The sequence below is a fragment of the Streptomyces sp. NPDC052910 genome, from assembly GCF_055585605.1.
Genome location: NZ_JBVJJR010000002.1, coordinates 1,076,180 through 1,100,505, shown reverse-complemented (window position 1 = coordinate 1,100,505; position 24,326 = coordinate 1,076,180). Strand labels below are relative to the sequence as shown.

The following is a 24,326-nucleotide window of genomic DNA, read 5'->3' as shown; positions in this document are numbered from 1 at the left end:
GGGTCCCGCTGACGGGTCCCGCTGAGCGTGCGTCGCCGATCAAGCGGGGTCCCCGACCCGGCCCCTGCCCCCGGCTCCTGCCTCCCACCCCTGCCCCCGGTCCCTGCCTCCCACCCCTGCCCACATCCGCGTACCCGCCGAGGAGAGGCGCGTTCCTACGTCCCCGCGGACCCGTGCCGCCCACGGATCCGCTCCCATCACCTGCTCTGGAGACAGCACGTCATGCGCAAGTGGTTGCCCCTGCTGGCCATTTCCCTGAGTACGTTCATGCTGCTGGTCGATGTCACCATCGTCAGCGTCGCGGTGCCCGCCATGGCGAGCGGCCTGGGTTCGTCGTTCGCCTCCCTGCAATGGACCGTCGACATCTATGTGCTGGTGCTGGCCGCCCTGTTGATGGCGGCGGGTTCGGCATCGGACCGCATCGGCCGCCGCAAGGTGTTCCTGGCCGGCCTCGGCGTCTTCGCCGTGGCCTCCCTCCTCTGCGGCGTCGCCCCCGACTCCGGGACGCTGATCGCCGCGCGCGGCGTACAGGGCGTCGGGGCCGCCGCCATGTTCGCCACCAACGCCGCGCTGCTCGGCGCGACGTACGGGGGCCGGGACCGGGGTGTCGCGTTCGGCATCTGGGGCGCGGTCAACGGCGCCGCCGCCGCGCTCGGCCCGGTGCTGGGCGGCCTGCTCACCGAGCACGTGAGCTGGCGGGCCATCTTCCTGGTCAACCTGCCGGTCGCCGCCCTCGCCGTGGTCGTCGGCAGGAAGGCGCTGACCGAGTCCCGCACCCCGCGGGCCGGCCGGATCGACCTCCCCGGCACGCTGGCCTTCACCCTCTCCGTCACCCTGCTCGTCTACGGCCTCATCCGGGCCGGTGACGACGGGTGGGGCGACGAGGTCGTGATCGGCGTGTTCGTCGGAGCGGTACTGGCGCTGGGCCGGTTCGTCCTGCTGGAACGCGGACGGCCAAACGCGATGCTGGACCTGTCGCTGTTCCGCCGCGTCTCCTTCTCCGCCCTCATGATCGGCGCCCTGGTGCTGAACGCGGCGGCCTTCGCCAACCTCGTCTACGTCTCGGTCTGGGCGCAGTCCATCCTGGGGATGGAGCCGGTCGAGGCCGGTCTGGCGCTGACGCCGCTCAGCGCGGTGACCTTCGTGGTCTCCGGCGCGGCGGGCCGCGCCCTGGCGAACATGGCCCCGCGGATCTCCATCGGCGGCGGTCTGCTGCTCGTCGGCACCGGCAGCCTGCTCGACATGCTCCTGGCCGCCGGCTCCGACTGGACGGTGCTGCTGCCCGGCCTGATCGTCACCGGTCTCGGCGTCGGCATGGCCACCCCCGTCCTGGCCTCCGCCGCGCTCCAGGCGGCACCGCCGGAGAAGGCGGGCATGTCCAGCGGTGCCATGAACACCTTCCGGCAGCTCGGCTTCGCCCTCGGCATCCCGGTGTTCGGCACCGTCCTCACCGACCGCGCCAAGGCCGTGCTCTCCGACAGCGGCCACTTCCGGGACGCGGGCGCCGCGGCCAAGGACCTCACCGGCGGCAAGTCCGGCGAACTCGTCGCCCAGGCGCCCGCCCAGACGAGGGACGCCGTGGAACACGTGCTGAGGGAGGCATTCGCGGCCGGCTTCGACCGCGTCTTCCTGGTGGGCGGCATCATGGCGCTGGTGACCGGCGCCGCGGTCGTCGCGCTCGTACGCAGGCCTCCTGCGGCGGAGCCGGCGAGCACTGCGAACGCTGCGAGCGCAGCGGAGGCCGTGGGGGCTGCGGGGGTTTCAGGGGTTTCAGGGGTGGAGGCAGACGCGGCGGGTGCGGCCGGTGGGACGGCCGCGAGCTTGCCGGCGCGGACCGCCGAGTGAAGGCCTGAGCGTGCGGGTGCGCTCTCGGTCCGGTGGAGCGGCGGGGTGAGTGTGGCAGTGGTGTCGCGTGCGAGGGGTGTGGCGGGCGGTGAGTCCCGGTTATGACCAGCCGACTTATGGCCAGCCGATACTTCGTGCCCGTCGGCGACGGCGTCCCGCTCCCCGGCGCCATCGCCGGGCTCGGGTGGGCCACCACGCGGCGGAGGGACGACGGACCGCGCGGGCTGCGTTGACGACGGCCGTCGGGGGATTGCGCGGCAACGTGGAGATCGGCAGCCTGGGGACGGCAAGGAGGCGGGTTCCGCTCGCCGTTGCCCGACCGGCGCTGCCCCCCGACGGGCGTCCGCCGGAGAGCTCGCGGGGGCTCACCGGCGCGGTGGGCGGCGGCACCGAGGCCGTCGTCGGCGAGCGGCTCGGGGGAGAGGACGGGCCGGGAGCGCTCGGCTCCTGACACGTCCCGGGCCGTCCGGTGAAGGAGACGCCGAGATGAGGTGCTCGTACGGACGAGGACGGCACCGCTCTCGTCACTGGCACTGCCCTCGTCACTGGCACTGCCCTCGTCACTGGTACCGCTCTCGTCGTCGGCACCGCTCCCGTTACCGGCACCGTTCTCGTCACCGATGACGGTGTCGACGCCGGCCGGGCTTCCGTCCCCTGGCCGCGCCGTACGCGTCGCGGTGCGCTGCCTCCCGCCGGCGCGGGACGCCAACGCCAACGCCGCACCGACACCGGGGCGCCCGTGGCATCCCGGTCACGAGTCCCGTATCGCCTTGCCGTGCAAGCCGCCGGTTCCCAGCCGGGGGGAGGGGGGGGAGGGGGCCGGCGCGGCCGGACGATCACCCGGGCGTTCATCACCGGCACCACCGACGTCACCGGCACCACCGGCACCACCGCACCACCGGCGTGCCCGACAGCGTCACCGACGTGCCCCCGCGCCGCCGACGCCGGGACCGCACTCGGCGACCTGAACACCACCACCGTCACCCCCGCACGTCACCCCACCCCATCCCACCCCACCGCTCACACGAGAGGACGCACCATGGCCATCCCGGCGATACCCCCGTACCCCATGCCGGCCGCCGACTCCCTCCCGGAGAACACCGCGGACTGGAGGATCGACCCGCGCCGCGCGACGCTGCTCGTCCACGACATGCAGAACTACTTCGTCCGCCCGTTCCCGGCGGGCCAGTCGCCGACCACCGAGCTGGTCGCCAACATCGCGGCGCTGCGCGAGCGTTGGGCGGCCGTCGGCGCGCCCGTGGTCTACACGGCGCAGCCCGGCGGGATGACGGACGAGCAGCGGGGCCTGCTCAAGGACATCTGGGGCGCCGGGATGCCGGCGGGGGAGGAGCACCGGGCGGTCGTCCCCGAGGTGGCGCCCCGGGACGGGGACGTCGTCCTCACCAAGTGGCGGCCCTCGGCGTTCTGCCGCACCGGGTTGTCGGAGCTGATGCGCCGCCAGGGCCGCGACCAGCTCGTCATCTGCGGTGTCTACGCGCACGTCGGCATCCTGATGTCCGCCCACGAGGCGTTCTCGAACGACATCGAGACCTTCGTCGTCGCCGACGCGGTCGCCGATTTCACGGCGGAGTACCACCGGATGACCCTGGAGTACGTGGCCATACGATGTGCGGTCACCCTGCCCACCGCCGCCGCGCTGGCCGCCGTCGCCTCCGGTCCGAGCGCCTGACGGAACCGTGGGTGTCGCGGGGCGGGGCGGGGCGAAGTCAAGGGGATGGGATAAGAGCTCCTAACGCAATGAGGGTGGCCGTGTCCTTGGGCCGGGTGAGACGGTTGCTTGGGTATGAGGAAGCGTGATCCTCAACCCTGGGTGGTTGACGATGGGTTGTGGGAACGAGTCGAGACGCTGCTGCCCGTGCGGCAGCGGCGGCATCGCTACCCGGGCCGGAAGGCGCTGGATGACCGCAAGGTGCTGTGTGGGATTCTGTTCGTTCTCTACACCGGCATCCGCTGGGAGTGGCTGCCCCCTGAGCTGGGCTTTGGTTCGGGGATGACGTGCTGGCGCCGCTTGCGGGACTGGAACAACGCCGGTGTTTGGCAGCGGCTGCACGAGGTACTGCTGGCCGAGCCGCGGGCGGCTGACCGTCTGGACCTGTCCCGGGCGGTGATCCACAGCTCCCACATCCGGGCGCTCAAGGGCGGCCCAAAACCGGCCGGAGCCCGGTCGACCGAGGCCGACCGGGCTCCAAACACCATGTGATCTGCGATGCGAGTGGCGTCCCACTGGCCGTGACACTTACGGGCGGCAATCGCAACGACATCACCCAGCTCATGCCGTTGCTGAGGGCCATCCCCCCGATCCGAGGCAAACGGGGCCGGCCACTGCAACGGGCAGCCCAGCTCCTGGCCGACCGCGGTTACGACCATGACTGCTACCGCCGTCAAGTCCGGGCACGAGGCAAGCCCGTGATTGCCCGCAGGGGCATGGAGCACGGCTCCGGCCTGGGCGCCAAGCGGTGGGTGGTGGAACAGGCCATCGCTCTCCTGCACGGCTTTCGCCGTCTGCGCATCCGATGGGAGATCCGCGACGACATCCATGAAGCACTCATGCGAATCGGTTGCGCGCTGATCTGCTGGCGCCGCCTGCGAACCGCATTGCGTTAGGAGCTCTAAGCCGCGAGGCCGGGGGAGTCGCGGGACCGGGGGATCGGGGGGAGGACACGTCCGGCCCGAGGACCCCGAGAACCCGGAGGACCCCGAGGGCCCCGAGGACGCGTACGAGCGTCGGCATGGTCTGTGCCCATGGGTTCGGGATTGCGTGGATGTGCGCATCCGAAGATCCGTACGCGAGTGGAGGCGAGTGGAGGGGTGAGAGCTCATGACCGGTGACCGGCGAGGACCCGAGGCGCGGACCGCCTGCGGCACGGTGCGAGGCGTACGACAGGGGGCGGTGGCCGCGTTCCTGGGCGTGCCGTACGCGGCGCCGCCCGTGGGACCGGCGCGGTTCGCCCCGCCGGGGCCCGTCGTCCCCTGGCGCGGGGTACGGGACGCCGTCGCCCCCGGGCCGATCGCGCCGCAACCGCCGTCCCGGCTGGAGCGGGTGATGGGCGCGGCACCGTTCGCGCGTATGGCTCAGGACGAGGACTGCCTGACCGTCGACGTCTGGACGCCGGGCGTCGACGACGCGGCCCGGCCCGTGCTGGTGTTCCTGCACGGCGGCGGCTTCACCAGCGGGGGCGGCGGGCTGAGCTGGTACTCCGGGAGGGGGCTCGCCGAGCGCGGGGACATCGTCGTGGTGACCGTCACCTACCGCCTCGGCGCGCTGGGCTTCGCCCGGCTCGGCGATGTCCTCCCGGACGCGGGCCCCGGCAACCAGGGCCTGCTCGACCAGCTCCAGGCGCTGCGCTGGGTACGCGACAACATCGCCGCGTTCGGCGGCGACCCGGGCCGGGTGACCGTCGCCGGACAGTCCGCCGGCGCCGACTCCATCGTGGCCCTGCTCTCCGGGACGGAGGCGCGGGGCCTCTTCCGGGGGGCGGTGCTGCAGAGTTACCCCGGCGGGATGCTGCCGCAGTCTCCGGAGGAGGCGGCCGCGCGGGGCGCCCTGCTGCTGGACTGCCTGGGCGCGCCGCCCGATGCCTCGGCCGTTCCGGTCGGCCGCGCCGCGCGGGACCATGGCGCCGCCCGGGCCGGCCATGCCGCTTCGGCGGACCCAGCCGCTCGGGCCGGTCATGCCGCCGCTTCGACGGGCCCCGCCGCCCGGGGGAACCGCGCCGTTGCGGCCGGCCTCGCCGCCGACCTACGCACACGGCCCGTCGCCGACATCCTCGCCGCCCAGGACGCCGTCGTCCGCCGCCTCCCGCCCGGCTTCCTGGACGTCACCCCCGCCTTCCAGCTCGTGGCGGACGGACGCGTGGTCGCCCCCGACCCCGTCGCGGCCGTCGGTGCCGCCGCCGCGCACGGCGTCCGGCTGCTGATCGGTACCACCCGCGACGAGGGCGCCGCCTTCTTCCCGCCCGGTTCGCCACTGCCGGCCGGGACGGGCCCGGAGGACTTCGCCCGGACCTCCGCACGCTGGTTCGGCGACGCCGGCCGATTCCCGGAGTGGGCGGACCTCACGCCCGCCGAGCGGGCGGTCCGCATGACCACCGAACACTTCTTCCGCGCCCCCGCCGAACGCCTCGCCGGGCTGCTGGCCGACGCAGGCAACCCGGCCTGGCTCTACCGCTTCGACTACGCCCCCGAGGGCAGCCCCTTCGGCGCCTGCCACTGCATCGAACTCCCCTTCGTCTTCGGTGGGCTCGACGCGTGGGCCGACGCGCCGATGCTGCGCGGCGCCGACCCGGAGGAGCTGGACGCGCTGACCGCCCGGGTGCAGCGCGGCTGGATCGCCTTCGTACGGGACGGCGACCCGCGCCACCCGGACGCGCCGGACTGGGAGCCGTACTCGCGGGAGCGGCCGGAGGTGGCGCTCATCGGCGGGCGGTAGGGAGAAGACCGGGGGCCAGAGACAGCGGGGAGGGCCGGGCAGTCCGCGGAAGTTCGCGGAAGCGCGGGGCAACTCGCGGAAGTCCGGGGCAACTCGCGGAAGTCTGGGGCGGTCCGCAGAGGTCCGGGGCGGTCCGGAGCGGTCCGGGAATAGGGCTCGATGCCGCCCCGCCCTTCGCACATCTCGCCCCGAACGCATCACCCACCACATCAGGCATCAATCAACACATGGTCGCCTTACCTGCTTGTCCCCTTACGTGGTAGTACGGGAGGGCCACAGCAGATCAGGGTGAGTCATGGGGCGCCCGGCGCCCGTACCAGCGACCGACGAACGGAGCCTCACCGCGATGCACGACTCGACCGCCGACATCGACCGTCTCGACCCCGTGGCCACCACCGCCCGGATGACCGCCGCCCTGCGCGCCCGTGAATCCGCGCGGCCCGACCGGCTCTTCGACGACCCGTTCGCCGCCGCCCTCGCCGGCGACGCGGGACGGGAACTGGCCGACCAAGCCGGAGCGGTGGAGGCCATCCCGGTCCGCACCCGGCACTTCGACGACCTCCTCCAAGCGATCACGGGCAAGGACGCCGACGCCACCACCGGCACCCCCGCCGCACCCCGCCAACTCGTCCTCCTCGCCGCCGGCATGGACAGCCGCGCCTACCGCCTCCCGCTGCCCACGACCGTCTTCTACGAAGTGGACCGGCCGGACCTGCTGCGGCTGAAGGCGTCGCTGCTCGGTGACGCCCCGCTGCGGTGCGCCCGCCGGGTGCCCGTCGGCGCCGACCTCGCCGGCGAGTGGGCCGGCCCCCTCACGGCGGCCGGGTTCCTGCCCGAGGAGCCCACCTGCTGGCTGGTCGAAGGCCTCACCCAGTACCTGGAGGAGCGGGACGTGCTGCGCCTCCTCGACCGCATCACCGACCTCTCCGCCCCCGGCAGTCACCTCCTCGTGGACTTCGTCGCCGGATCGCTGTTCCACGAGGAGGCCGTGCGTCCCATGCTGGACCTGCTGGAACGTTCCGGCGCCGGGTGGCGGTACGGCACGGACGAACCCGCTCCGCTGTTCACCGAGCGGGGCTGGCGGCCGGAGGCGGTGTCCTACGCGGTGGTCGGCCGGGCGCTCGGCCGATGGCCCCGGACCGGCCCGAGGGGCGGCGACCTCGTCCACGCCGTGCGCTGAACCGCCGCGGGGACCGCCCCTTCTGCGGGGGCGCCCCTCCTCGCGGAAGTCGCCCCTCCTCGCGGGGACCGCCCCCCTTCGCAGGGGTCACTCCTCTTCGCGGGGGTCGCCCCTCCCCGCAGGGACCACTCCTTCCCGCGAGGCCTACCGCTTCCGGCCCACCGCCGTCCAAGGCGCCGCTTCCGGCCCACCGCCGTCCAAGGCACCGCTTCCGGCCCGCCGCGCTCCAGACCCGCCGCGCTCCAGACCCACCGCCCTCCAGACCCACCGCGCGCCAGATCCCTCGCCCTCCAGCGCACCGCCCTCCCCGCCCCGGCAGATGAGGAGCCATGCCCGTGTCCACCACCAAGACCACCGCGTTACACCCTCCCGGCGGCCCGACAGCCGACGTCCTGATAGCCGGCGGCGGCATAGGCGGCCTCACCACCGCGCTCAGCCTGCACGCCGTGGGCATCCGGCCGCTCGTCCTGGAGGCCTCGCGCGAGATCGCCCCGCTCGGGGTCGGCATCAACCTGCAGCCCGCCGCCGTCCGCGAACTGCACGAACTCGGCCTGGCCGGCGAACTGGCCGCCCTCGGCGTCCCCGCGGTCGCCCACGTCTTCGCCGACCGCCACGGCGCCACCCTCTACAGCGAACCGCGCGGCACGGCCGCCGGCTACCGCTGGCCGCAATATTCCATCCACCGCGGCGAGTTACAGATGATGCTGCTGAGGGCGGTGAGGGAACGGATCGGCCCCGAGGCCGTCAGGACCGGCGTCCGGGTGGAGGACTTCGCTCAGACTCCCGACGCCGTCCGGGTCCACGCCCTCGACCGGACCACGGACCGCTACGAGCGGTACGAGGCCGGAGTCCTCGTCGCCGCCGACGGCATCCACTCCCGGCTGCGCGCCCATCTCCACCCGGGCCAGGGGCCGCTCCGGTGGAGCGGGGTGACCATGTGGCGGGGCGTCACCGAGATCGACGCGTTCCCGCCGGGCGACGCCCTGCTCCTCGCCTCCGACGAGCGGAACACCCAGTTCGTCGCGTACCAGATTTCGCCGTCCGCCCGCGCCCGCGGCCGCACGCTCCTCAACTGGGTCTGCGCGGTGCCCACGGACACCCCCGGCCCGATCGCCGGCGGCGCGGGCTGGAACCGCCCCGGCCGCCTGGCGGACGTCCTGCCGTACTACACGGAATGGCAGTTCGACTGGACGGACCTGCCCACGCTCCTCGCCGGCAGCGAGCGGATCCTCGCCTACCCCATGGTCGACCGCGACCCCCTCCCCTCCTGGGGCGAGGGCCGCGTCACCCTCCTCGGCGACGCCGCCCACCCCGCGTACCCCTCCGGTGCCAACGGCGCCTCCCAGGCGGTGCTCGACGCCCGCGTCCTCGCCCACCGCCTGGCCACCGGCCCCGACCCCGTCCGCGCCCTCGCCGCGTACGAGGACGAACGGAGGGCCCCCACCGCCGCGGTGGTCCTCGCCAACCGCGCGATGGACCGCGTCGCCAGGGTCCGTGCGGCCGCCACCGGACCGGACGCGCGGCGCGACCTGGAACGCGCCGCGGCGGCCCACCGGAAGGCGGCGGGCGCGGCCGCCGACCTCAACGCCCGCCCCTCCTACACCCGACCGCCCCGTACATGAACGCGGCACATGCGGGCCCGACGGAAATGTGCACCAGCGTCCAGCCCGTAGGCATCGCTCGCTTACTGGTTTGACCGGGATGACAGGTCACCGCCGCAGCCCCAGCACCCGGTGCGGCCGGTAAGGCGCTTCCAGTTGTGCGATCTCGTCCTCCGTGAGCTTCAAGTCGACGGCGGCGACCGCGTCGTCCACGTGGGAGGCTCGGGTGGCGCCGATGATCGGGGCGGCGACCGTCGGCTTGGAGAGGAGCCAGGCGAGGGCGATGCGGGCCGGGGGGAGGTCGCGGGTGGCGGCTACGGAGCGGACGGCGTCGATGACGTCGAAGTCCGCGTCCTCGTAGAGGCGGCGGGCGAGTTCGTCGTTGCCGGCGCGGAGGGTGCGGTGGGTGCCGTTGCGGTCGCGGGTGCCGGTGAGCATGCCGCGGGCCAAGGGGCTCCAGGGGATGCAACTGACGTTCTCGTCGCGGCAGAGCGGGATCATCTCGCGTTCCTCCTCGCGGTAGAGGAGGTTGTAGTAGTTCTGCATGGAGACGAACGGGGTCCATCCGTTGGCCCGGGCCAGGTGTTGGGCCTTGGCGAACTGCCAGGCCCACATGCTGGAGGCGCCGAGGGCGCGGACCTTGCCGGCGGTGACGAGTCCGTGCAGGGCCTCCAGTGTCTCCTCGATGGGGGTGTCGTAGTCCCAGCGGTGGATCTGGTAGAGGTCGACGTAGTCGGTGCCGAGGCGGCGGAGGGAGGCGTCGATGGCTTTGGTGATGTGTTTGCGGGAGAGGCCGCGGTCGTCGGGGCCGGGGCCCATCGGGAAGTAGACCTTGGTGGCGAGGACGTAGTCCTCGCGGCGCGGGAAGAGGCGGGAGAGCAGGCGTCCCGTGATCTCCTCGCTGAGGCCGGACGAGTACATGTCGGCCGTGTCGAAGAAGGTGACGCCCGCCTCTGCCGCGCGCCGGACGACGGGTTCGGCGGCCTCCTCGTCCAGGAACCACTTCTGCGCGGTGGGGCCGCCGCCATAGCTCATCATGCCCAGGGTGACCCGGGACACCCGCAGGTCCGACGTGCCCAGTTGTACGTACTGCACCTTGCCTCCCGTTCCTCGCGGTCCGTGCCGCTCACAGGGGCATCCTGGGGCCCGGGCCGGTGGTTTTGAAGACGTTTGCGGGTACAACGGCTCGCGGCGGCGAAGGTCAATGGTCGAATGACTTGCGGCATCCTAGGGAAACGCCAACACCACCCAACGCTAAGGCTCGAGTACCGGCAGGGCGCCTGGCCATCAGGACTACCACGAGAATGACAACCAACCCGTTCGCCCACGGGGAGATGGAACCGTGCCCGTGGGCGCAGCCGGCGACGATCGCCGCAAGCAGGCTGTACCAGTCGTACGGGTTAGGGCGTACACCCTGCCTACGAGTAACGGAAAAGTTCATGATCGATCTCCTGGTGAGCGGAGCGGATGAAAGTAGGTGGGCAAGGGAACGCCCTGAATCCCATGAGGAGTTGGTGACTACCTGCCGATGACGGTACAGGTCATAGGGTGATCAGGAGAGTGCGTGAAGTGCGCTTCGGTCACGGGCTTGTTAGCCCGTGCGAATACAGTTCTCAGAACGAGAAGCCAGGTCGGCACTCCCTGTGTGAGCAGGGAGAAACCGCGTACCACCCCCGCGAGCGCGGGGACTGTCGCACCCCTCGGGTGAGCCCTTGCCGAATACAGGGACCACCCCCGCGAGCGCGGGGAGCTCTGATTCGGACGGCTGGGGCGCTACCTCTGATGCCGGTCGTTCACGCCGATCGTACGATCCCCTGTCAAGGCCGTCACCTCGTAGTAAGCCGGATAGGCAACCGCCGTGCGTGCCCTCCGCGCTGTGTACAGAACGAGGGATGGGGAACTCGTGGATCAAGGTGGATGAGATCAGAGGTAGGGGCGCGGAACTTGGCCGGATCGCGATGCTTTTCCCGGCAGTGCGCAGCACGACGCAAACCGCGCCGTGGCAACGCGGCGTTCGGGTGACCGGCACGCGATTGAAGGGCTATTGCCCGGTCGCGCGGCCCCTGCCGCATACGGTGGTTCGATGGCGTGGATGACGGGCGGCGGCTGGATGATTTGGGGCGCCGGGAGGGGTGCGGGGTGCGCCCGTGGCCTGCGGCGTGCGAAGAAGCACGGCTCGGCCGTCCGTCGCAGCACCTCGGAGCGGGCATGGAGCCGTCGCGCCGCACCGCACCACGCCGACCATGTCCGAGGCGATCCGTCCCGTCGTGGTGGGGGCGGTGGAGGAAGCGTATGGCTAGTGGCACGGCAGCGGGAATGGCTGACAACGAGGGGCGGGTGCACGCGCGGGCGTTTGATGAAGTCGTGCGGTTCACCTCCGACCTGATCCGGATCGACACGACCAACCGCGGCAAGGGCGACTGCCGGGAGCGGCCCGCTGCCGAGTACGTGGCGGAGCGGCTCGCCGAGGTGGGGATCGAGCCGTTCCTGCTGGAGCGGAAGCCCGGGAGGACCAATGTGGTGGCCCGGATTCCGGGCCGGGATCCGGTCGCGGGGGCGCTGCTCGTCCACGGGCACCTGGACGTGGTGCCGGCCGAGCCCGCCGACTGGGCGGTGCACCCGTTCTCGGGCGAGGTGCGGGACGGGGTCGTCTGGGGGCGCGGCGCGCTCGACATGAAGAACACGGACGCGATGGTGCTGGCCATGGTCCGGGCCTGGGCGCGGGCGGGTGCCGTGCCGCCGCGTGACATCGTGCTGGCGTTCACGGCGGACGAGGAGGACAGCGGGGAGGCCGGCGCGGGTTTCCTCGCGGACGAGCACGCCGCGCTGTTCGAGGGCTGCACCGAGGCGATCGGCGAGTCCGGCGCGTACACCGTGCACGGCGCGGGCGGGCTGCGGCTGTACCCGGTGGCGGCGGGGGAGCGGGGCTCGGCCTGGGTGGAGCTGACGGCGCGTGGCACGGCCGGGCACGGTTCCAAGGTGAACCGGGAGAACGCGGTGTCCCGGCTGGCCGCGGCCGTCACCCGGATCGCCGAGCACGAGTGGCCGGTCCGGCTGACGCCGGTGGTCCGCGCCGCGCTGCGTGAGCTCGCCGCCGCGCACGGCATCGACGTGGGCCGTGACGGGCCGCGGCCGGAGGAGGTGGAGGAGCTGCTGGGCAAGTTGGGGCCGGCCGCCAAGCTGGTGGCGGCGACCGTACGGAACAGCGCCAACCCCACCATGCTCAGCGCCGGTTACAAGATCAACGTCATTCCGGGGACGGCCACGGCCCACGTGGACGGGCGGACCGTGCCGGGCGGGGACGAGGAGTTCGCCGCCACCCTGGACCGGCTCACCGGCCCGGATGTCGACTGGACGTTCTTCCACCGCGAACGGGCCCTCCAAGCGCCGGTGGACGCGCCGGTGTTCGCCCGGATGCGGGCCGCGCTGGAGCACTTCGACCCCGAGGGGCACGTGGTGCCGTTCTGTATGTCCGGCGGCACGGACGCCAAGCAGTTCGCCCGGCTGGGTATCGTCGGGTACGGCTTCTCCCCGCTCCGGCTGCCGCCGGGCTTCGACTACCAGGGGCTGTTCCACGGCGTGGACGAACGGGTGCCGGTGGACGCCCTGCACTTCGGCGTGCGGGTCCTGGACCGCTTTGTGATGCACGAGCCGTCCCCCCGTCCGTCCGGCCGCCCCCGGCCCGAGGAGGCGTAGCGATCATGGTGCTCACGGCGCCCTGCGGAATCTGGCCGTCCCCCGTGGCCGCCGCCCTCGTGGCGGAGCACGGCGGCCGCCCCGACTTCGTGGGCTGGGTCGGCGACGACCTCTGGTGGGTCGCCGGCCGCCCGGCGGAGGGAGGCCGCCGGACGCTGGTGCGGCGGCGCCCGGGCGGCGGGGAGGCCGTCGCGCTGCCCGCGCCGTGGGACGTCCGCACCCGCGTCCACGAGTACGGCGGGCGCGCCTGGACCGGGACGGACCGGGCCGGCGACGGCCCGCTGCTGGTCTTCGCCCACGGTCCGGACCAGCGCCTGTACGCCTGGGAGCCGGACGGGCCCGACCCGTCGCCCCGGCCGCTGACCCCGACGTCCGCCGTCGGCGGCGGACTGCGCTGGGCGGACCCGGTGCTCCACCCCGAGCGGGGCGAAGTCTGGTGCGTACTGGAGGAGTTCACCGGCCCGGGGCCGTGTGACGTCCGGCGGCTGCTCGCCGCCGTCCCGCTCGACGGCCGCGCCGCCGGCGACCGGTCGGCCGTCCGGGAGCTGACGGACGACCGTCACCGCTTCGTCACCGGCCCCCGCCTCTCCCCGGACGGCCGCCGGGTCGCCTGGCTGGCCTGGGACCACCCCCGCATGCCCTGGGACGGCACCGAGCTGCGGCTGGCCCGGGTGGACGGCGACCGGTTCACGGACGCGCGGACCGTCCTGGGCGGCCCGGAAGAGGCCGTCGCCCAGGTGGAGTGGGCCCCCGACGGCACGCTGCTGGCCGTCACGGACCGCACGGGCTGGTGGAACCTGCACCGGGTCGACCCGGAGACCGGCCGGGTCGCCAACCTGTGCCCCAGGGAGGAGGAGTTCGCGGGACCGCTGTGGCAGCTCGGCCAGCGCTGGTTCGTCCCCCTGGCCGACGGCGCGGTCGCCGTCCTGCACGGGGCCGGGGCCCAGGTGCTCGGCGTCCTCGACCCGGAGACCGGGGCGACGGCCGACGCCGTCGGGCCGTGGACGGAGTGGGTGCCCGCGCCGGCCGCGCACGGCACCCGTGTGGCCGGCATCGCGGCCGGCCCCGCCGGCGGCTACGAGGTCGTCGAACTGGACGCCCGGACGGGACGGGCCCGCGTGGTCGGCGCCGCGCACCGGGACGTCGTCGACCCGGCGTACCTGCCGCGCCCCGAGGCCCGTACCTTCACCGGACCCGACGGCCGCGAGGTGCACGCCCGTATCCACCGGCCGCGCCACCCCGAACGGGCCGTACCCGACGGCGAACTGCCCCCGTTCGTGATCCGCGCGCACGGCGGCCCGACCGGCCGGACGCCGTGCGCGCTCGACCTGGGCGTCGCCTACTTCACCTCGCGCGGCATCGGCGTCGCCGTCGTCGACTACGGCGGCTCGACGGGCTACGGCCGCGCCTACCGGGAACGGCTGCGGGAACGCTGGGGCGTGGTCGACGTCGAGGACTGCGCGACGGTCGCCGGCGCGCTGGTCGCCGAAGGGCTCGCCGACCCGGCCCGGCTGGCGGTCCAGGGCGGCAGCGCGGGCGGCTGGACGGCCGCCCACTCCCTCGCCGGCACCGACCTGTACGCCTGCGGGACGATGCTCTTCCCGTTCCTCGACCTCACGACGGAGGCCGACGGCGGCACCCACGACTTCGAGTCCCACTACACGGAGGGCCTCATCGGCCCACGGGACCGGGTGCCCGAGCGCTACCGCGAACGGTCGCCGCTGCGCCGGGCGGACCGGATCAAAGTCCCCTTCCTGCTCCTCCACGGCCTGGACGACCCGGTCTGCCCGGCCGAGCAGAGCGAGGCCCTGGCCCGGGCGGCACGCGGGCGCGGGGTGCCGCACGCCTTCCTCGCCTTCGAGGGGGAGGGGCACGGCTTCCGCCGCAAGGAGACGCTGGTGCGGGCGCTGGAAGCGGAACTCTCCCTCTACGCGCAGACGTTCGGGTTCACCGCGCCAGGGGTGGAGGGGGTGGAGCTGGAGCGGTGAGATGAGAGGGGACGGTGGGGAGGGGGGAGGGGAGGGCGGAGAAGGGGAGTGCGGCGGGAACGCGAGTGGCGTCCGTGTGCTCCCTCGCCGCCCGGCCGCTCGTGCGACGGCGGTGATTCCCCCAGGCCAGGAGCTCATGTAAGGTAAGCCTTACCTTATTCGCACTGGAATGGTGGGGGAACCCGTCGTGGAGCAGACTGAACTCTCCGGCCGCGTCGCGCTGGTCACCGGCGCCGGACAGGGCATAGGCGAGGCCGTGGTCAGGGCCCTCGTCGCACGGGGAGCCCGGGTCGCGGCCCTCGACGCGGTGCCCGACGGCATCGGGAAGCTGGCGGCGGAGTACGGGCCCGGCCGGGTCACCGCCCACACCGCCGACGTGTCGGACGCCGCGGCCGTCGAGGCCGTCGTCGAGGAGGTCGAGACCTCGGTCGGCCCGCTCGGCATCCTCGTCAACGTCGCCGGTGTCCTGCACCCTTCGCCCGTCGTCTCCCTGACCGACGAGGCGTGGGAACGCACCTTCGCCGTCAACGCCACCGGCGTCTTCGTCGCCTCCCGCGCCGCCGCCCGCCGGATGGCCGCCCGCGGCACCGGGTGCGTCGTGACGGTCGGTTCGAACGCGGCGGGGGTGCCGCGCACCGGCATGGCCGCCTACGCGGCGTCCAAGGCGGCGGCGACCATGTTCACCAAGTGCCTGGGCCTCGAACTCGGCCGCAGCGGTGTGCGCTGCAACGTCGTGTCGCCCGGGTCCACCGACACCGCCATGCAGCGGGCCCTGTGGACGGACGACGAGGCGCCCGCCCGCGTCGTCGACGGCGACCCCGGCACGTACCGCGTCGGCATCCCCCTCGGCCGGATCGCCGACCCGTCGGACATCGCCGACGCCGTCGTCTTCCTGGTCTCGGACCGCGCCCGGCACATCACGATGCACGACCTGTACGTCGACGGCGGGGCCACGCTGCGCGCCTGACGGAACGTTCCGCCGGTGGCCGGGACGCAGCCCTCTTGAGTGAGCCGGTGGAGCCGGGCCCCCGCCCGTCCTTCCGTCCCTCCCGTCCCCCGTCCGCGCGGATCAGGTTCCGGACGCTCGCCGACCCGTCAGCCCCATCGCCCCCGTCGTCCCGGTCGGCCCCGCCGTCTTCTCACGGCGGGCGCCACGCCCCGCCGTCACCGCGGACCGTCCGGCGGCCGGCCCCTCACCCCCACCCCCACACCCGGTGCCCCTCCGCGCCGGAGGAACGGAGCAGTAGGTGACCACGGCTCAGCACGTCACCGCCCCGCCGACCGACCCCGTCGGCCGGAACGGCGCCGGCGCCGGCCCCACCGCCACCGGTGCGATACCCGCGCTACCCGCGCCACCCGCGTCGGTGGCGGCCGCATCGGCGGCGCCTATGCCGGCCTTGCCCGCGTCGGCTTCGCCCGCGTCGGCGGCGACCGCGCCCAGGGCGTCGGCGCCCCGCTCGTCGGCCCCGGCCCCGGCCCCGGTCCCGAACCCAGCCCCGGCCCCGGTCTCCACTCCGGTCGCGTCGCACGCGGAAGCCCCGTACGACGGACAGGGCCGACGAGACGGTGCCGAAGCCGCCGACGGCCCCGCCGTCGACGGAGCGACCCGCTCGGGGCGCGGCGCCCTCGCCGCGAGCCGGTCTCGCGGCGCCGACCGCGTGGCGAACGGCGGGGCGGCGGGCGGTACGGCGGCGCGTGGCGCGACGTCCGGTGGAATGGCGCCCGGTGGAGTGGCGTCAGGTCGCCCTGTGACGGCCGGCCGTGTCGCGACCGGAGTCCCCGCTCGGACCCCCGCCCTCGACCACCGCACCCCCACCCCCACCCCCGACCACCACACCGTCGGCGCCGCCACCGAGCTCCTCGCCGCCTACGACCCCCGTGCCACCCGCTTCTTCGCGTCGCCCACCCGTACCCTCCTCGCCCACGGCGTACGCGCCGAAGTGCCGCACGGAGACGCGCCGTTGGCCCGGCGCGTCGCCGAGACGCTGGAGGCCCAGCGGCTCGCGGGCCACCCGGCGCCCCTCGTGGTCGGGGCCGTGCCCTTCGCCCCGGACGCCCCGGCGGTCCTCGCCGTCCCGGAGACCGTCCGCACCGCTCCCTCGCCGGCCGCCGACCCGCTCATGGCGCTCCCCGCCGCGCCCCCGCCCGTCGCCGACTGGGACGTGCGCCCGGAGCCGGAGCCCGCCGTCTACGCGGCGGCCGTCGCGGAGGCGGTGCGCCGGATGAGGGACGGAGAGTTCGGCAAGGTCGTCCTCGCCCGCACCCTCCGCCTCACCTCCTCCCGCGACCTCGACCTCAACGCGCTGCTCGACCGCCTCGCCCGCCGCGACCCCACGGGCTACACCTTCGCCGTTCCCTCGGGCCCCGGCCGGATCCTGCTCGGCGCCAGCCCCGAACTGCTGGTCTCCAAGCGCGGCGGACGCATCGTCACCAACCCCCTCGCCGGCTCGACGCCGCGCAGCGCCGACCTGGCCGAGGACGTCCGCCGGGCGGCGGCCCTGCTGGAGTCCGAGAAGGACCTGCACGAGCACGCCGTGGTCGTGGACGCGATCCGTGCCGCGCTCGCCCCGTACTGCCGCTCCCTCGACGTCCCCGAGCGTCCGACTCTCGTGCGCACGGCCACCATGTGGCACCTCTCCACCACCCTCCACGCGGAGCCCGCCGACCCGGCCGTCTCCGCGCTGGAACTGGCCTGCGCCCTCCACCCCACCCCCGCCGTCTGCGGTACCCCGACCGACACCGCCCGCCGCGTCATCGGGGAGCTCGAGCCCTTCGACCGCGGCGCCTTCACCGGCATGGTCGGCTGGGGCGACGCCGACGGCGACGGCGAGTGGGTCGTCACCATCCGCTGCGCGGAGGCCGAACCGGCCGGCCGGCGGCTGCGGCTGTTCGCCGGAGCGGGCGTGGTCGAGCAGTCGGACCCCGAGGCGGAGACCGCCGAGACGGGCGCCAAGTTCCGTACGTTCTTGCAGGCTGTGGGAGTTGACCACCAGTGAAGGACCCCGACGACGTCGTGACCCCCGACGTCGTGACCCCCGACGTCGTGACCCCCGACGCCATGGCGGCCGATGCCATGACGGCCGACGTCAGGCCCGGCGCCGTGATCACCGACGCGATGCCCACCGACGCCATACCCACCGACGCCATGCCCACCGACGCAATGGCTGACGACAGCACCACCGACGTCACCGCTCCCGACGCGCCCGGCTACCCCGCCGACTTCGCCGAGCGCTACCGCGCCGCCGGCCACTGGCGCGGCGAGACCTTCGGCCGGATGCTGCGCGACCGTGCGGCCGCCCACCCCGACCGGATCGCGATCGTCGACCCCGGCCCGGCGCCGGACGGCTCCACCACCCGCCGCTGGACGTACGGGGAGCTCGACGCGCGGGCCGACCGGATGGCCGCCGGTCTGCTGGAACTCGGCGTCGGGAAGGGCGACCGCGTCGTCGTCCAGCTCCCCAACATCGCGGAGTTCTTCGAGGTGGTCTTCGCCCTGTTCCGCATCGGCGCCCTGCCCGTGTTCGCCCTGCCCGCGCACCGCGACAGCGAGGTCCGGCACTTCTGTGCCTTCACCGAGGCCGCCGCGTACGTGATCCCGGACGTCGCCGGCGGCTACGACCACCGCGAGCTCGCCTCCCGCGTCCGGGCCGAGGTGCCCACCCTGCGGCACGTGCTCGTCGTCGGCGACCCGGGCGCGCACACCGGGCACACCGCGCTCACCGACGTGCCCAGGGAGCCCGCCGGGCCCCTGGACGAGCTCGTCGACGGGCCGGAACCGCACGAGCTGGCGTTCCTCCAGCTCTCCGGCGGCTCGACGGGCGTGCCCAAGCTCATCCCGCGCACGCACGACGACTACATCTATTCTCTGCGCGGCTCGAACGAGATCTGCCGGGTGGACGAGCACAGCGTCTACCTCTGCGCCCTGCCCGCCGCCCACAACTTCCCGCTGAGCAGCCCCGGCACACTGGGCGCCCTCTACGCCGGTGCCCGCGTGGTGCTCGCCCCGCGCCCCAGCCCCGACGTGGCGTTCCCGCTCATCGAGCGCGAGGGCGTGACCATCACCGGTCTGGTGCCGCCGCTCGCCCTGGTGTGGACGGAGGCGGCGCCCGCCACCCCGTACGACCTGTCCAGCCTCGACGTCCTGCTCGTCGGCGGCGCGAAGTTCAGCGAGGAGGCCGCCCGGCGGGTGCGGCCCGCCCTCGGCTGCACCCTCCAGCAGGTCTTCGGCATGGCCGAGGGGCTCGTCAACTACACGCGGCTCGACGACCCCGAGGAGATCATCGTCGGCACGCAGGGCCGGCCGATCTCCCCCGACGACGAGATCCGCGTCGTGGACGACGAGGACCGCGACCTGCCCGTGGGCGCGACCGGGCACCTGCTCACCCGGGGCCCGTACACCATCCGCGGCTACTGGCGCGCCCCCGAGCACAACGCCACGTCCTTCACCCCCGATGGTTTCTACCGCACCGGTGACGTCGTCCGCCTCACCGACGACGGGTACCTCGTCGTCGAGGGCCGGGCCAAGGACCAGATCAACCGGGGCGGCGAGAAGGTCGCCGCCGAGGAGATCGAGAACCACATCCTCGCCCACCCCTCGGTGCACGACGCCGCCGTGGTCTCCATGCCCGACCCCTACCTCGGCGAACGCACGTGCGCCTACGTGGTGTTGCGGGACGGTGCGGAACCGGTGAGGTCCGCGGCGCTCAAGAAGTTCATCCGAGGCCGGGGGCTGGCCGACTACAAGGTGCCGGACCGCGTGGAGTTCACCGACGCCTTCCCGCAGACGGGCGTCGGCAAGGTGTCGAAGAAGGACCTCCGGGCGGCCATCGCCGCGGAGCTGGCGGCGAAGGAAAGCCGAACGGGCCGGGCGGGCCGGGCGGGGGAGGAGCGGGCGGAAGAGACGGCCGGGGGAAACGGGCGCTGACGGCGCGAGACGGGGGCTGACCCGCGACGCGTGGACGGCAGGCGACAGGTGACGAGGCTTGCCACGGTGCGGGCCGACGGCGAGGTTGAGCCGCAAACGACAGCGAACAAGCAGCAACGAACGAACCACGACGAATAAAACGAACAAGAGGCAGCGAACGAGAGGCAGCGGACAAGAGACAGCGAACGAGAACAGCGAGCGGACGACGACGAAGGACCGACACCGACCGGTCCGGCCCGGGGCCGGCGCGGCCCGAGCCGCCCGCGCTCCCTCGCCGAAACTCCCTCACCGGAACTCCCTCACCGAAATTCCTCCACCGAAAGGCCACCGCACCATGGCGCTCCCCGCCATCGCCCCCTACCCCATGCCCGGCGAGGACGACCTGCCCGCGAACAAGGTCGACTGGACCGTCGACCCGGACCGCGCCGTCCTGCTCGTCCACGACCTCCAGAACTACTTCCTCGGCGCCTTCACCGCCGGCGCCTCGCCGGTGACCGAACTGCTCGCCAACATCGCCCGGTTGAAGAAGGAGTGCGCGCGGCTCGGCATCCCGGTCGTGTACTCGGCGCAGCCCGGCGGCCAGAGCCCCGCCGAGCGCGGTCTCCAGCAGGATTTCTGGGGGCCCGGGCTGCCTGCGGACGGGCACGCCGGAGCGATCGCCGAAGCCGTGGCGCCCGATGCGGGGGACACCGTCCTCACCAAGTGGAAGTACAGCGCGTTCGTCCGCTCCGACCTGGCCGACCGGATGGCCGGACAGGGCCGCGACCAGCTCGTCCTCGTCGGCGTCTACGCGCACATCGGCGTCCTGATGACGGCCTGCGACGCGTGGATGCGTGACATCCGGCCGTTCGTCGTCGCGGACGCCGTCGCCGACTTCTCGGCCGAGGACCACACCATGGCCCTGCGCTGGGCCGCCGCCAAGTGCGCCGTCGTCACCACGACCGACCGGATCCTGACGGGCGCCGAGGAGAACTGACGGCCATGTCCCCGAACCGAGACCGGCGCCGCCCCCGGCGCCCGGGCCGCGGCCGCCCCGGCGGGCTCCCGGCGGCTCCCGCGACGATTCCGGGAGCACGACGGTGACCGTACGCGCCCTCGACCGGTTCCTCCTCCCGGATTCCCCCGCCACGGGCCCCGATTCCCGCCCCACAGGCCCGGGTTCTCCCACCACAGGCCCGAATTCCCCCGCCACGGGGGAGGCCGCGCCGGAGGGTGCCGTTCCGGAGAATGCGGCTCCTGAGGGTGGCGCTCTGGGGGACGCTGCCGCTCCGGGTGCTGCCGCTCCGGAGCACGCCCCGCAGCGGATTCCCGCCCGGGAGGCGGCCGTCGCCCGGACGGCCGCAGCGCCGCAGGGGCTGCGGCTGACGGCGGCCCAGCGGGAGCTGTGGTCCCGGCAGGCCCGCGATCCGCTCGGCGCCGCGCCGGTCGCCGCCGCGTACCGGGAGATCCACGGCCCGCTCGACCCGGTCCTGTTCGCGGAGGCGCTGCACCGCACGGTCGGTGAGACGGACGCGTTGCGGATGCGGATCGTCGACACCTCCGACGGCCCCCGCCAGCGGCCGATCGCCATCGAGCCGCCGGGCCACGGCTTCCCGCTCTGCGCCGCGGACCTGCGCGGCCAGGGGTACGTGGCGGACGCGGCGGTGCAGAGTCCAGGCCCGGGGGACGCAGGGAACGGAAGGGAGACGGCGGCCGACGAACGCCCGACGGCCGGACGGCACTCGGCGTACGCGGCACTCGGGCCCGGCGGAGGAGACGAACCGGAGGACACGGAGGCCGTCCGGACCGCGCTGGCGTGGATGCGCGCGGATCTGGACCGGGGCTTCGGCCCGGCCGGCGGACCGCTGTTCGCGTACGGCCTGTTCCGCGTCGGCGACCGGCGCTGGCTCTGGTACCGGCGGGTGCACCAGGCCCTGCTCGACGCGCACGGCCACCGGCTGGTGGACCGCCGGGTGGCCGAGGTCTACACGGCCCTGGCGGCCGGTGAGGATCCGGGCCCCAGCCCGTTCGGCCGGCTCGCGGACCTCGTCGTGGAAGACGCGGCGTACCGCGGCTCGCCCGCCCGCGCCCGGGACCGCGCCTACTGGCGGAACCGGCTGGCCGGCCTCACCGCAGCCGACGGCGACCGGGAGGGGCGCCCGGTCACGGCGCCCGGTGTCGCGGGGACGGCGTCGGGTACGGACCCGGCGACACCCGGCGGCGTGACCGCCGACCGCCCCACCCCTCACGCCCTCCGCGCCACCTCTCACCCCTTCCGCACCACCCCGCACGCCCTCGGCTCCGCCCCGCAGACCCTTCGCGCCGCCCCTCACCCACTCCACCTCAGCCCCGAGGCCACGGCCGCGCTCCGCGAGCTCGCCGCGTCCGTCCGCGGCTCGTGGACCGGGCTGCTCCTCGCCGCCCACGCCCTGCACGTATGCCGCACGACCCGACGCCAGGACGTCGTCCTCGGCCTGCCCCTGACGGGCCGGACGGGACCGGCGGCGCTGCGCGTGCCCGGGACCGTCCGCACCACCGTCCCGCTGCGGCTGACGGTCACCCCCGGCACCACCTTCGCCGAACTGGTCCGGCAGGCCGACACCGCCGTCCGCGAAGCGCGGGCCCACCAGCGCTACCGCACCTCGGACCTCCGCCGCGACCTCGGTCTCCCGGCCGGGCACCCGGCGCTCACCGGGCCGTCGACCGACGTCGTCCCGGCCGGGGAACCGGTCGCCTTCGCCGGCGCGCCTTCCACCCTGCACCCGCTCGCCACCACGTCGGACGGCCGCCACGACGAGGGTGCCGTCACCTTCCACTGCACGGCCGACGGCGGACTGCGGCTCGGTCCGGAGAACGGGCGCCCGGCCTCCGCCGCGGACACGGCCTCGCTGCGCGCGCTCCACGGTCTGCTGACGCGCCTCCCCGGCCACGACCCCCATGTGCCGCTCGCCGCCCTGTCCCTCGTCCCTGACGAGGACCACGAACGCGCCCTTCGCGAGGGCAACGAGACAGCCGTCGCGGTCCCGCCCACGACGGCGATCGGCCCCTTCGAGGCGCGCGCCGCCCGGACACCCGGCGCGACCGCCCTGGTGGCCGGCGACGAGCGGATGACGTACGGAGAACTCAACGCCCGCGCCAACCGCCTCGCCCGCCACCTCACCACCCTCGGCATCCGCCCCGGCACCTTCGCCACCGTCGACCTGCCGCCGTCCCCCGCCTCGGTGGTGGCGCTGCTCGCCGTCCTCAAGGCGGGCGGCGCCTGCCTGTTCGGGACGGACGGGGAGCGAGGCGACCATCGGCGCGACGCCGGCCCGTGCGACGCCGGCCCGTGCGACGCCTGCCCGTGCGGTGCCGGTCCGGATGAAGTCGGTCCGGAGGAGGCAGGTTCGGATGAGGCCGGACCGTACAGCGGCTGCGGCGGCGGCTGCCGCGTGCAGGACGGCGATCCGTACCGCGGGCTCGACGCCGGTTCCGGCGACGGCATGCGGCGTGACGGCACCCGGCCGGGAGGCGAGCGGTACGACGGCGGGCTCACCCCCGCCTGCGTCCTGACGACGTCGACGACCGTGCCGGCCCGCAGCGGGTCCGTCGGGAGCACCCGGACCGTCCTGCTGGACGACCCCGCGCTGCCCGCCCTCCTCGCCGCCCACCCGCCCGTCGACCCCGCCCGAGCCCTGACCCCCCACCACCCGGCCTACGCCACTCATGCCACCCATGCCGTCCACGCCACCCACCCTGCACACCACCACCCCGCGCACCACCACACCGCCGTCATCCCCCACTCCGCCCTCGACAACCGTCTCCGCTGGCTTCAGCACCACCACCCCCTCGGCCCCGGCGACCGCGTTCTCCTCCACGGCCCGTACGGCCCGGTCACGTTGGCGGAGGAAGTGCTCCGGCCTCTCCGCGCGGGCGCGACGCTCGTCCTGGACACGCGGCGGGAGGAAGGATCGCCGCGTGTCCGGGACGAGCCGTCGGCACGTCGCATACGCGAACTGGACGTCACCGTCGCCCGCTTCACTACCGACGGCCTCCGGCGGTTCCTGGACGGGCCGGAGGCGGGGGAGTGCGTGCGGTTGCGGTACGTCCTCGCCGACGGGGACTCCCCGGACCCCCTGACCGTCGACCGGTTCCGCGGCGTGCTGCCGTCCGCCGTCCTGCACCACCACGCCGGCCCGCCGGAGGCGGCCGGAGCGGTGTACGGCGTGTGCGCGCCGGACGGGGAAGCCTCAACGGCGGCCGCCCCGGTCGGGGACGCCTCAGTCACGGATGCCCGGGCCGGAGTCGTCCGGCCCGCCTGGAACACGCGCCTCCACGTCCTCGACCCGGCACTCAGGCCCTGCCGGCCGGGTGTCGCGGGGGAGTTGTACGTCGCGGGCGCGGCCCTCGCCACCGGGTACGCCGGTCGTCCGGCGCGTACCGCAGGCCGTTTCCCGGCCGACCCGTACGGGCCGCCCGGGACGCGGATGTACCGGACGGGCCTGCGGGCGCGGCGGCGCGCGGACGGCGGCGTCGAACTCCTGGACCCTCGGGGCACGCCGGCCGTCCGCGTCCGGGACGGAGGCGCGCCCCCGGCCGAATGACGTCCGGCCTCCCCTCTCCAAGCCGTCACGCTCCCACCCCCACACTCCGGCCTCGGCGGATGCCGCCGCCGAGGCCGGTC

Annotated in this window: 15 protein-coding genes; 14 read left to right on the top strand and 1 reads right to left on the bottom strand. The window is 74.3% G+C overall.

The window, feature by feature from the left end:
- Nucleotides 1-222 precede the first annotated feature (222 nt).
- The 7 genes from ACZ6X9_RS10300 (at nucleotide 223) to ACZ6X9_RS10270 (ending at nucleotide 9,097) form a co-directional block, all read left to right on the top strand.
- On the top strand, nucleotides 223-1,845 hold the full coding sequence (locus ACZ6X9_RS10300) for an MFS transporter (protein ID WP_469777495.1): 1,623 nt from the start codon (nucleotides 223-225) through the stop codon (nucleotides 1,843-1,845).
- Between the two features lie 262 nt (nucleotides 1,846-2,107).
- On the top strand, nucleotides 2,108-2,296 hold the full coding sequence (locus tag ACZ6X9_RS10295; RefSeq protein ID WP_469777494.1) for a hypothetical protein: 189 nt from the start codon (nucleotides 2,108-2,110) through the stop codon (nucleotides 2,294-2,296).
- A 588-nt stretch (nucleotides 2,297-2,884) separates the two neighbouring features.
- Nucleotides 2,885-3,535, top strand: coding sequence for an isochorismatase family protein (locus ACZ6X9_RS10290; RefSeq protein ID WP_469777493.1), 651 nt, complete (start codon nucleotides 2,885-2,887; stop codon nucleotides 3,533-3,535).
- Between the two features lie 114 nt (nucleotides 3,536-3,649).
- A protein-coding gene (locus ACZ6X9_RS10285; protein WP_469777492.1) for an IS5 family transposase occupies nucleotides 3,650-4,470 on the top strand; the annotation gives its coding sequence in 2 pieces (ribosomal slippage) (nucleotides 3,650-3,982 and nucleotides 3,985-4,470; 819 coding nt in all).
- A gap of 214 nt (nucleotides 4,471-4,684) precedes the next feature.
- Nucleotides 4,685-6,295, top strand: a complete 1,611-nt coding sequence (locus ACZ6X9_RS10280) for a carboxylesterase/lipase family protein (RefSeq protein ID WP_469777491.1) — start codon at nucleotides 4,685-4,687, stop codon at nucleotides 6,293-6,295.
- A gap of 346 nt (nucleotides 6,296-6,641) precedes the next feature.
- Nucleotides 6,642-7,475 (top strand): SAM-dependent methyltransferase, encoded by an 834-nt coding sequence (locus tag ACZ6X9_RS10275; protein WP_469777490.1) that lies wholly within the window; start codon nucleotides 6,642-6,644, stop codon nucleotides 7,473-7,475.
- A 335-nt stretch (nucleotides 7,476-7,810) separates the two neighbouring features.
- Complete coding sequence (locus ACZ6X9_RS10270; protein ID WP_469777489.1) at nucleotides 7,811-9,097, top strand: FAD-dependent monooxygenase; 1,287 nt, start codon at nucleotides 7,811-7,813, stop codon at nucleotides 9,095-9,097.
- Nucleotides 9,098-9,184: 87 nt separating this feature from the next.
- Here ACZ6X9_RS10270 and ACZ6X9_RS10265 read toward each other — a convergent pair whose 3' ends face one another.
- Nucleotides 9,185-10,171 carry an aldo/keto reductase gene (locus ACZ6X9_RS10265; RefSeq protein WP_469777488.1) on the bottom strand — a complete coding sequence of 329 codons (987 nt, stop codon included), beginning with the start codon at nucleotides 10,169-10,171 and terminating at the stop codon, nucleotides 9,185-9,187.
- 1,221 nt (nucleotides 10,172-11,392) lie between these two features.
- On the opposite strand from ACZ6X9_RS10265, the gene ACZ6X9_RS10260 reads away from it, so the two are divergent.
- The 7 genes from ACZ6X9_RS10260 to ACZ6X9_RS10230 all read left to right on the top strand — a co-directional run bounded on the left by ACZ6X9_RS10260 (nucleotide 11,393) and on the right by ACZ6X9_RS10230 (nucleotide 24,246).
- Nucleotides 11,393-12,772, top strand: coding sequence for a M20/M25/M40 family metallo-hydrolase (locus ACZ6X9_RS10260; RefSeq protein ID WP_469777487.1), 1,380 nt, complete (start codon nucleotides 11,393-11,395; stop codon nucleotides 12,770-12,772).
- Between the two features lie 5 nt (nucleotides 12,773-12,777).
- Nucleotides 12,778-14,760 (top strand): S9 family peptidase, encoded by a 1,983-nt coding sequence (locus ACZ6X9_RS10255; RefSeq protein ID WP_469777486.1) that lies wholly within the window; start codon nucleotides 12,778-12,780, stop codon nucleotides 14,758-14,760.
- Between the two features lie 169 nt (nucleotides 14,761-14,929).
- Entirely contained in the window at nucleotides 14,930-15,727 is a 798-nt protein-coding gene (locus ACZ6X9_RS10250; protein ID WP_469777485.1) for a 2,3-dihydro-2,3-dihydroxybenzoate dehydrogenase, read from the top strand.
- A 781-nt stretch (nucleotides 15,728-16,508) separates the two neighbouring features.
- Entirely contained in the window at nucleotides 16,509-17,756 is a 1,248-nt protein-coding gene (locus tag ACZ6X9_RS10245; RefSeq protein WP_469777484.1) for an isochorismate synthase, read from the top strand.
- 164 nt (nucleotides 17,757-17,920) lie between these two features.
- On the top strand, nucleotides 17,921-19,684 hold the full coding sequence (locus ACZ6X9_RS10240; protein WP_469777677.1) for a (2,3-dihydroxybenzoyl)adenylate synthase: 1,764 nt from the start codon (nucleotides 17,921-17,923) through the stop codon (nucleotides 19,682-19,684).
- A gap of 334 nt (nucleotides 19,685-20,018) precedes the next feature.
- Nucleotides 20,019-20,660, top strand: a complete 642-nt coding sequence (locus tag ACZ6X9_RS10235; protein ID WP_469777483.1) for an isochorismatase family protein — start codon at nucleotides 20,019-20,021, stop codon at nucleotides 20,658-20,660.
- A 103-nt stretch (nucleotides 20,661-20,763) separates the two neighbouring features.
- A complete protein-coding gene (locus ACZ6X9_RS10230) occupies nucleotides 20,764-24,246 on the top strand; it encodes an AMP-binding protein (RefSeq protein ID WP_469777482.1) in 3,483 nt (1,160 codons plus the stop codon).
- Nucleotides 24,247-24,326: the final 80 nt, after the last annotated feature.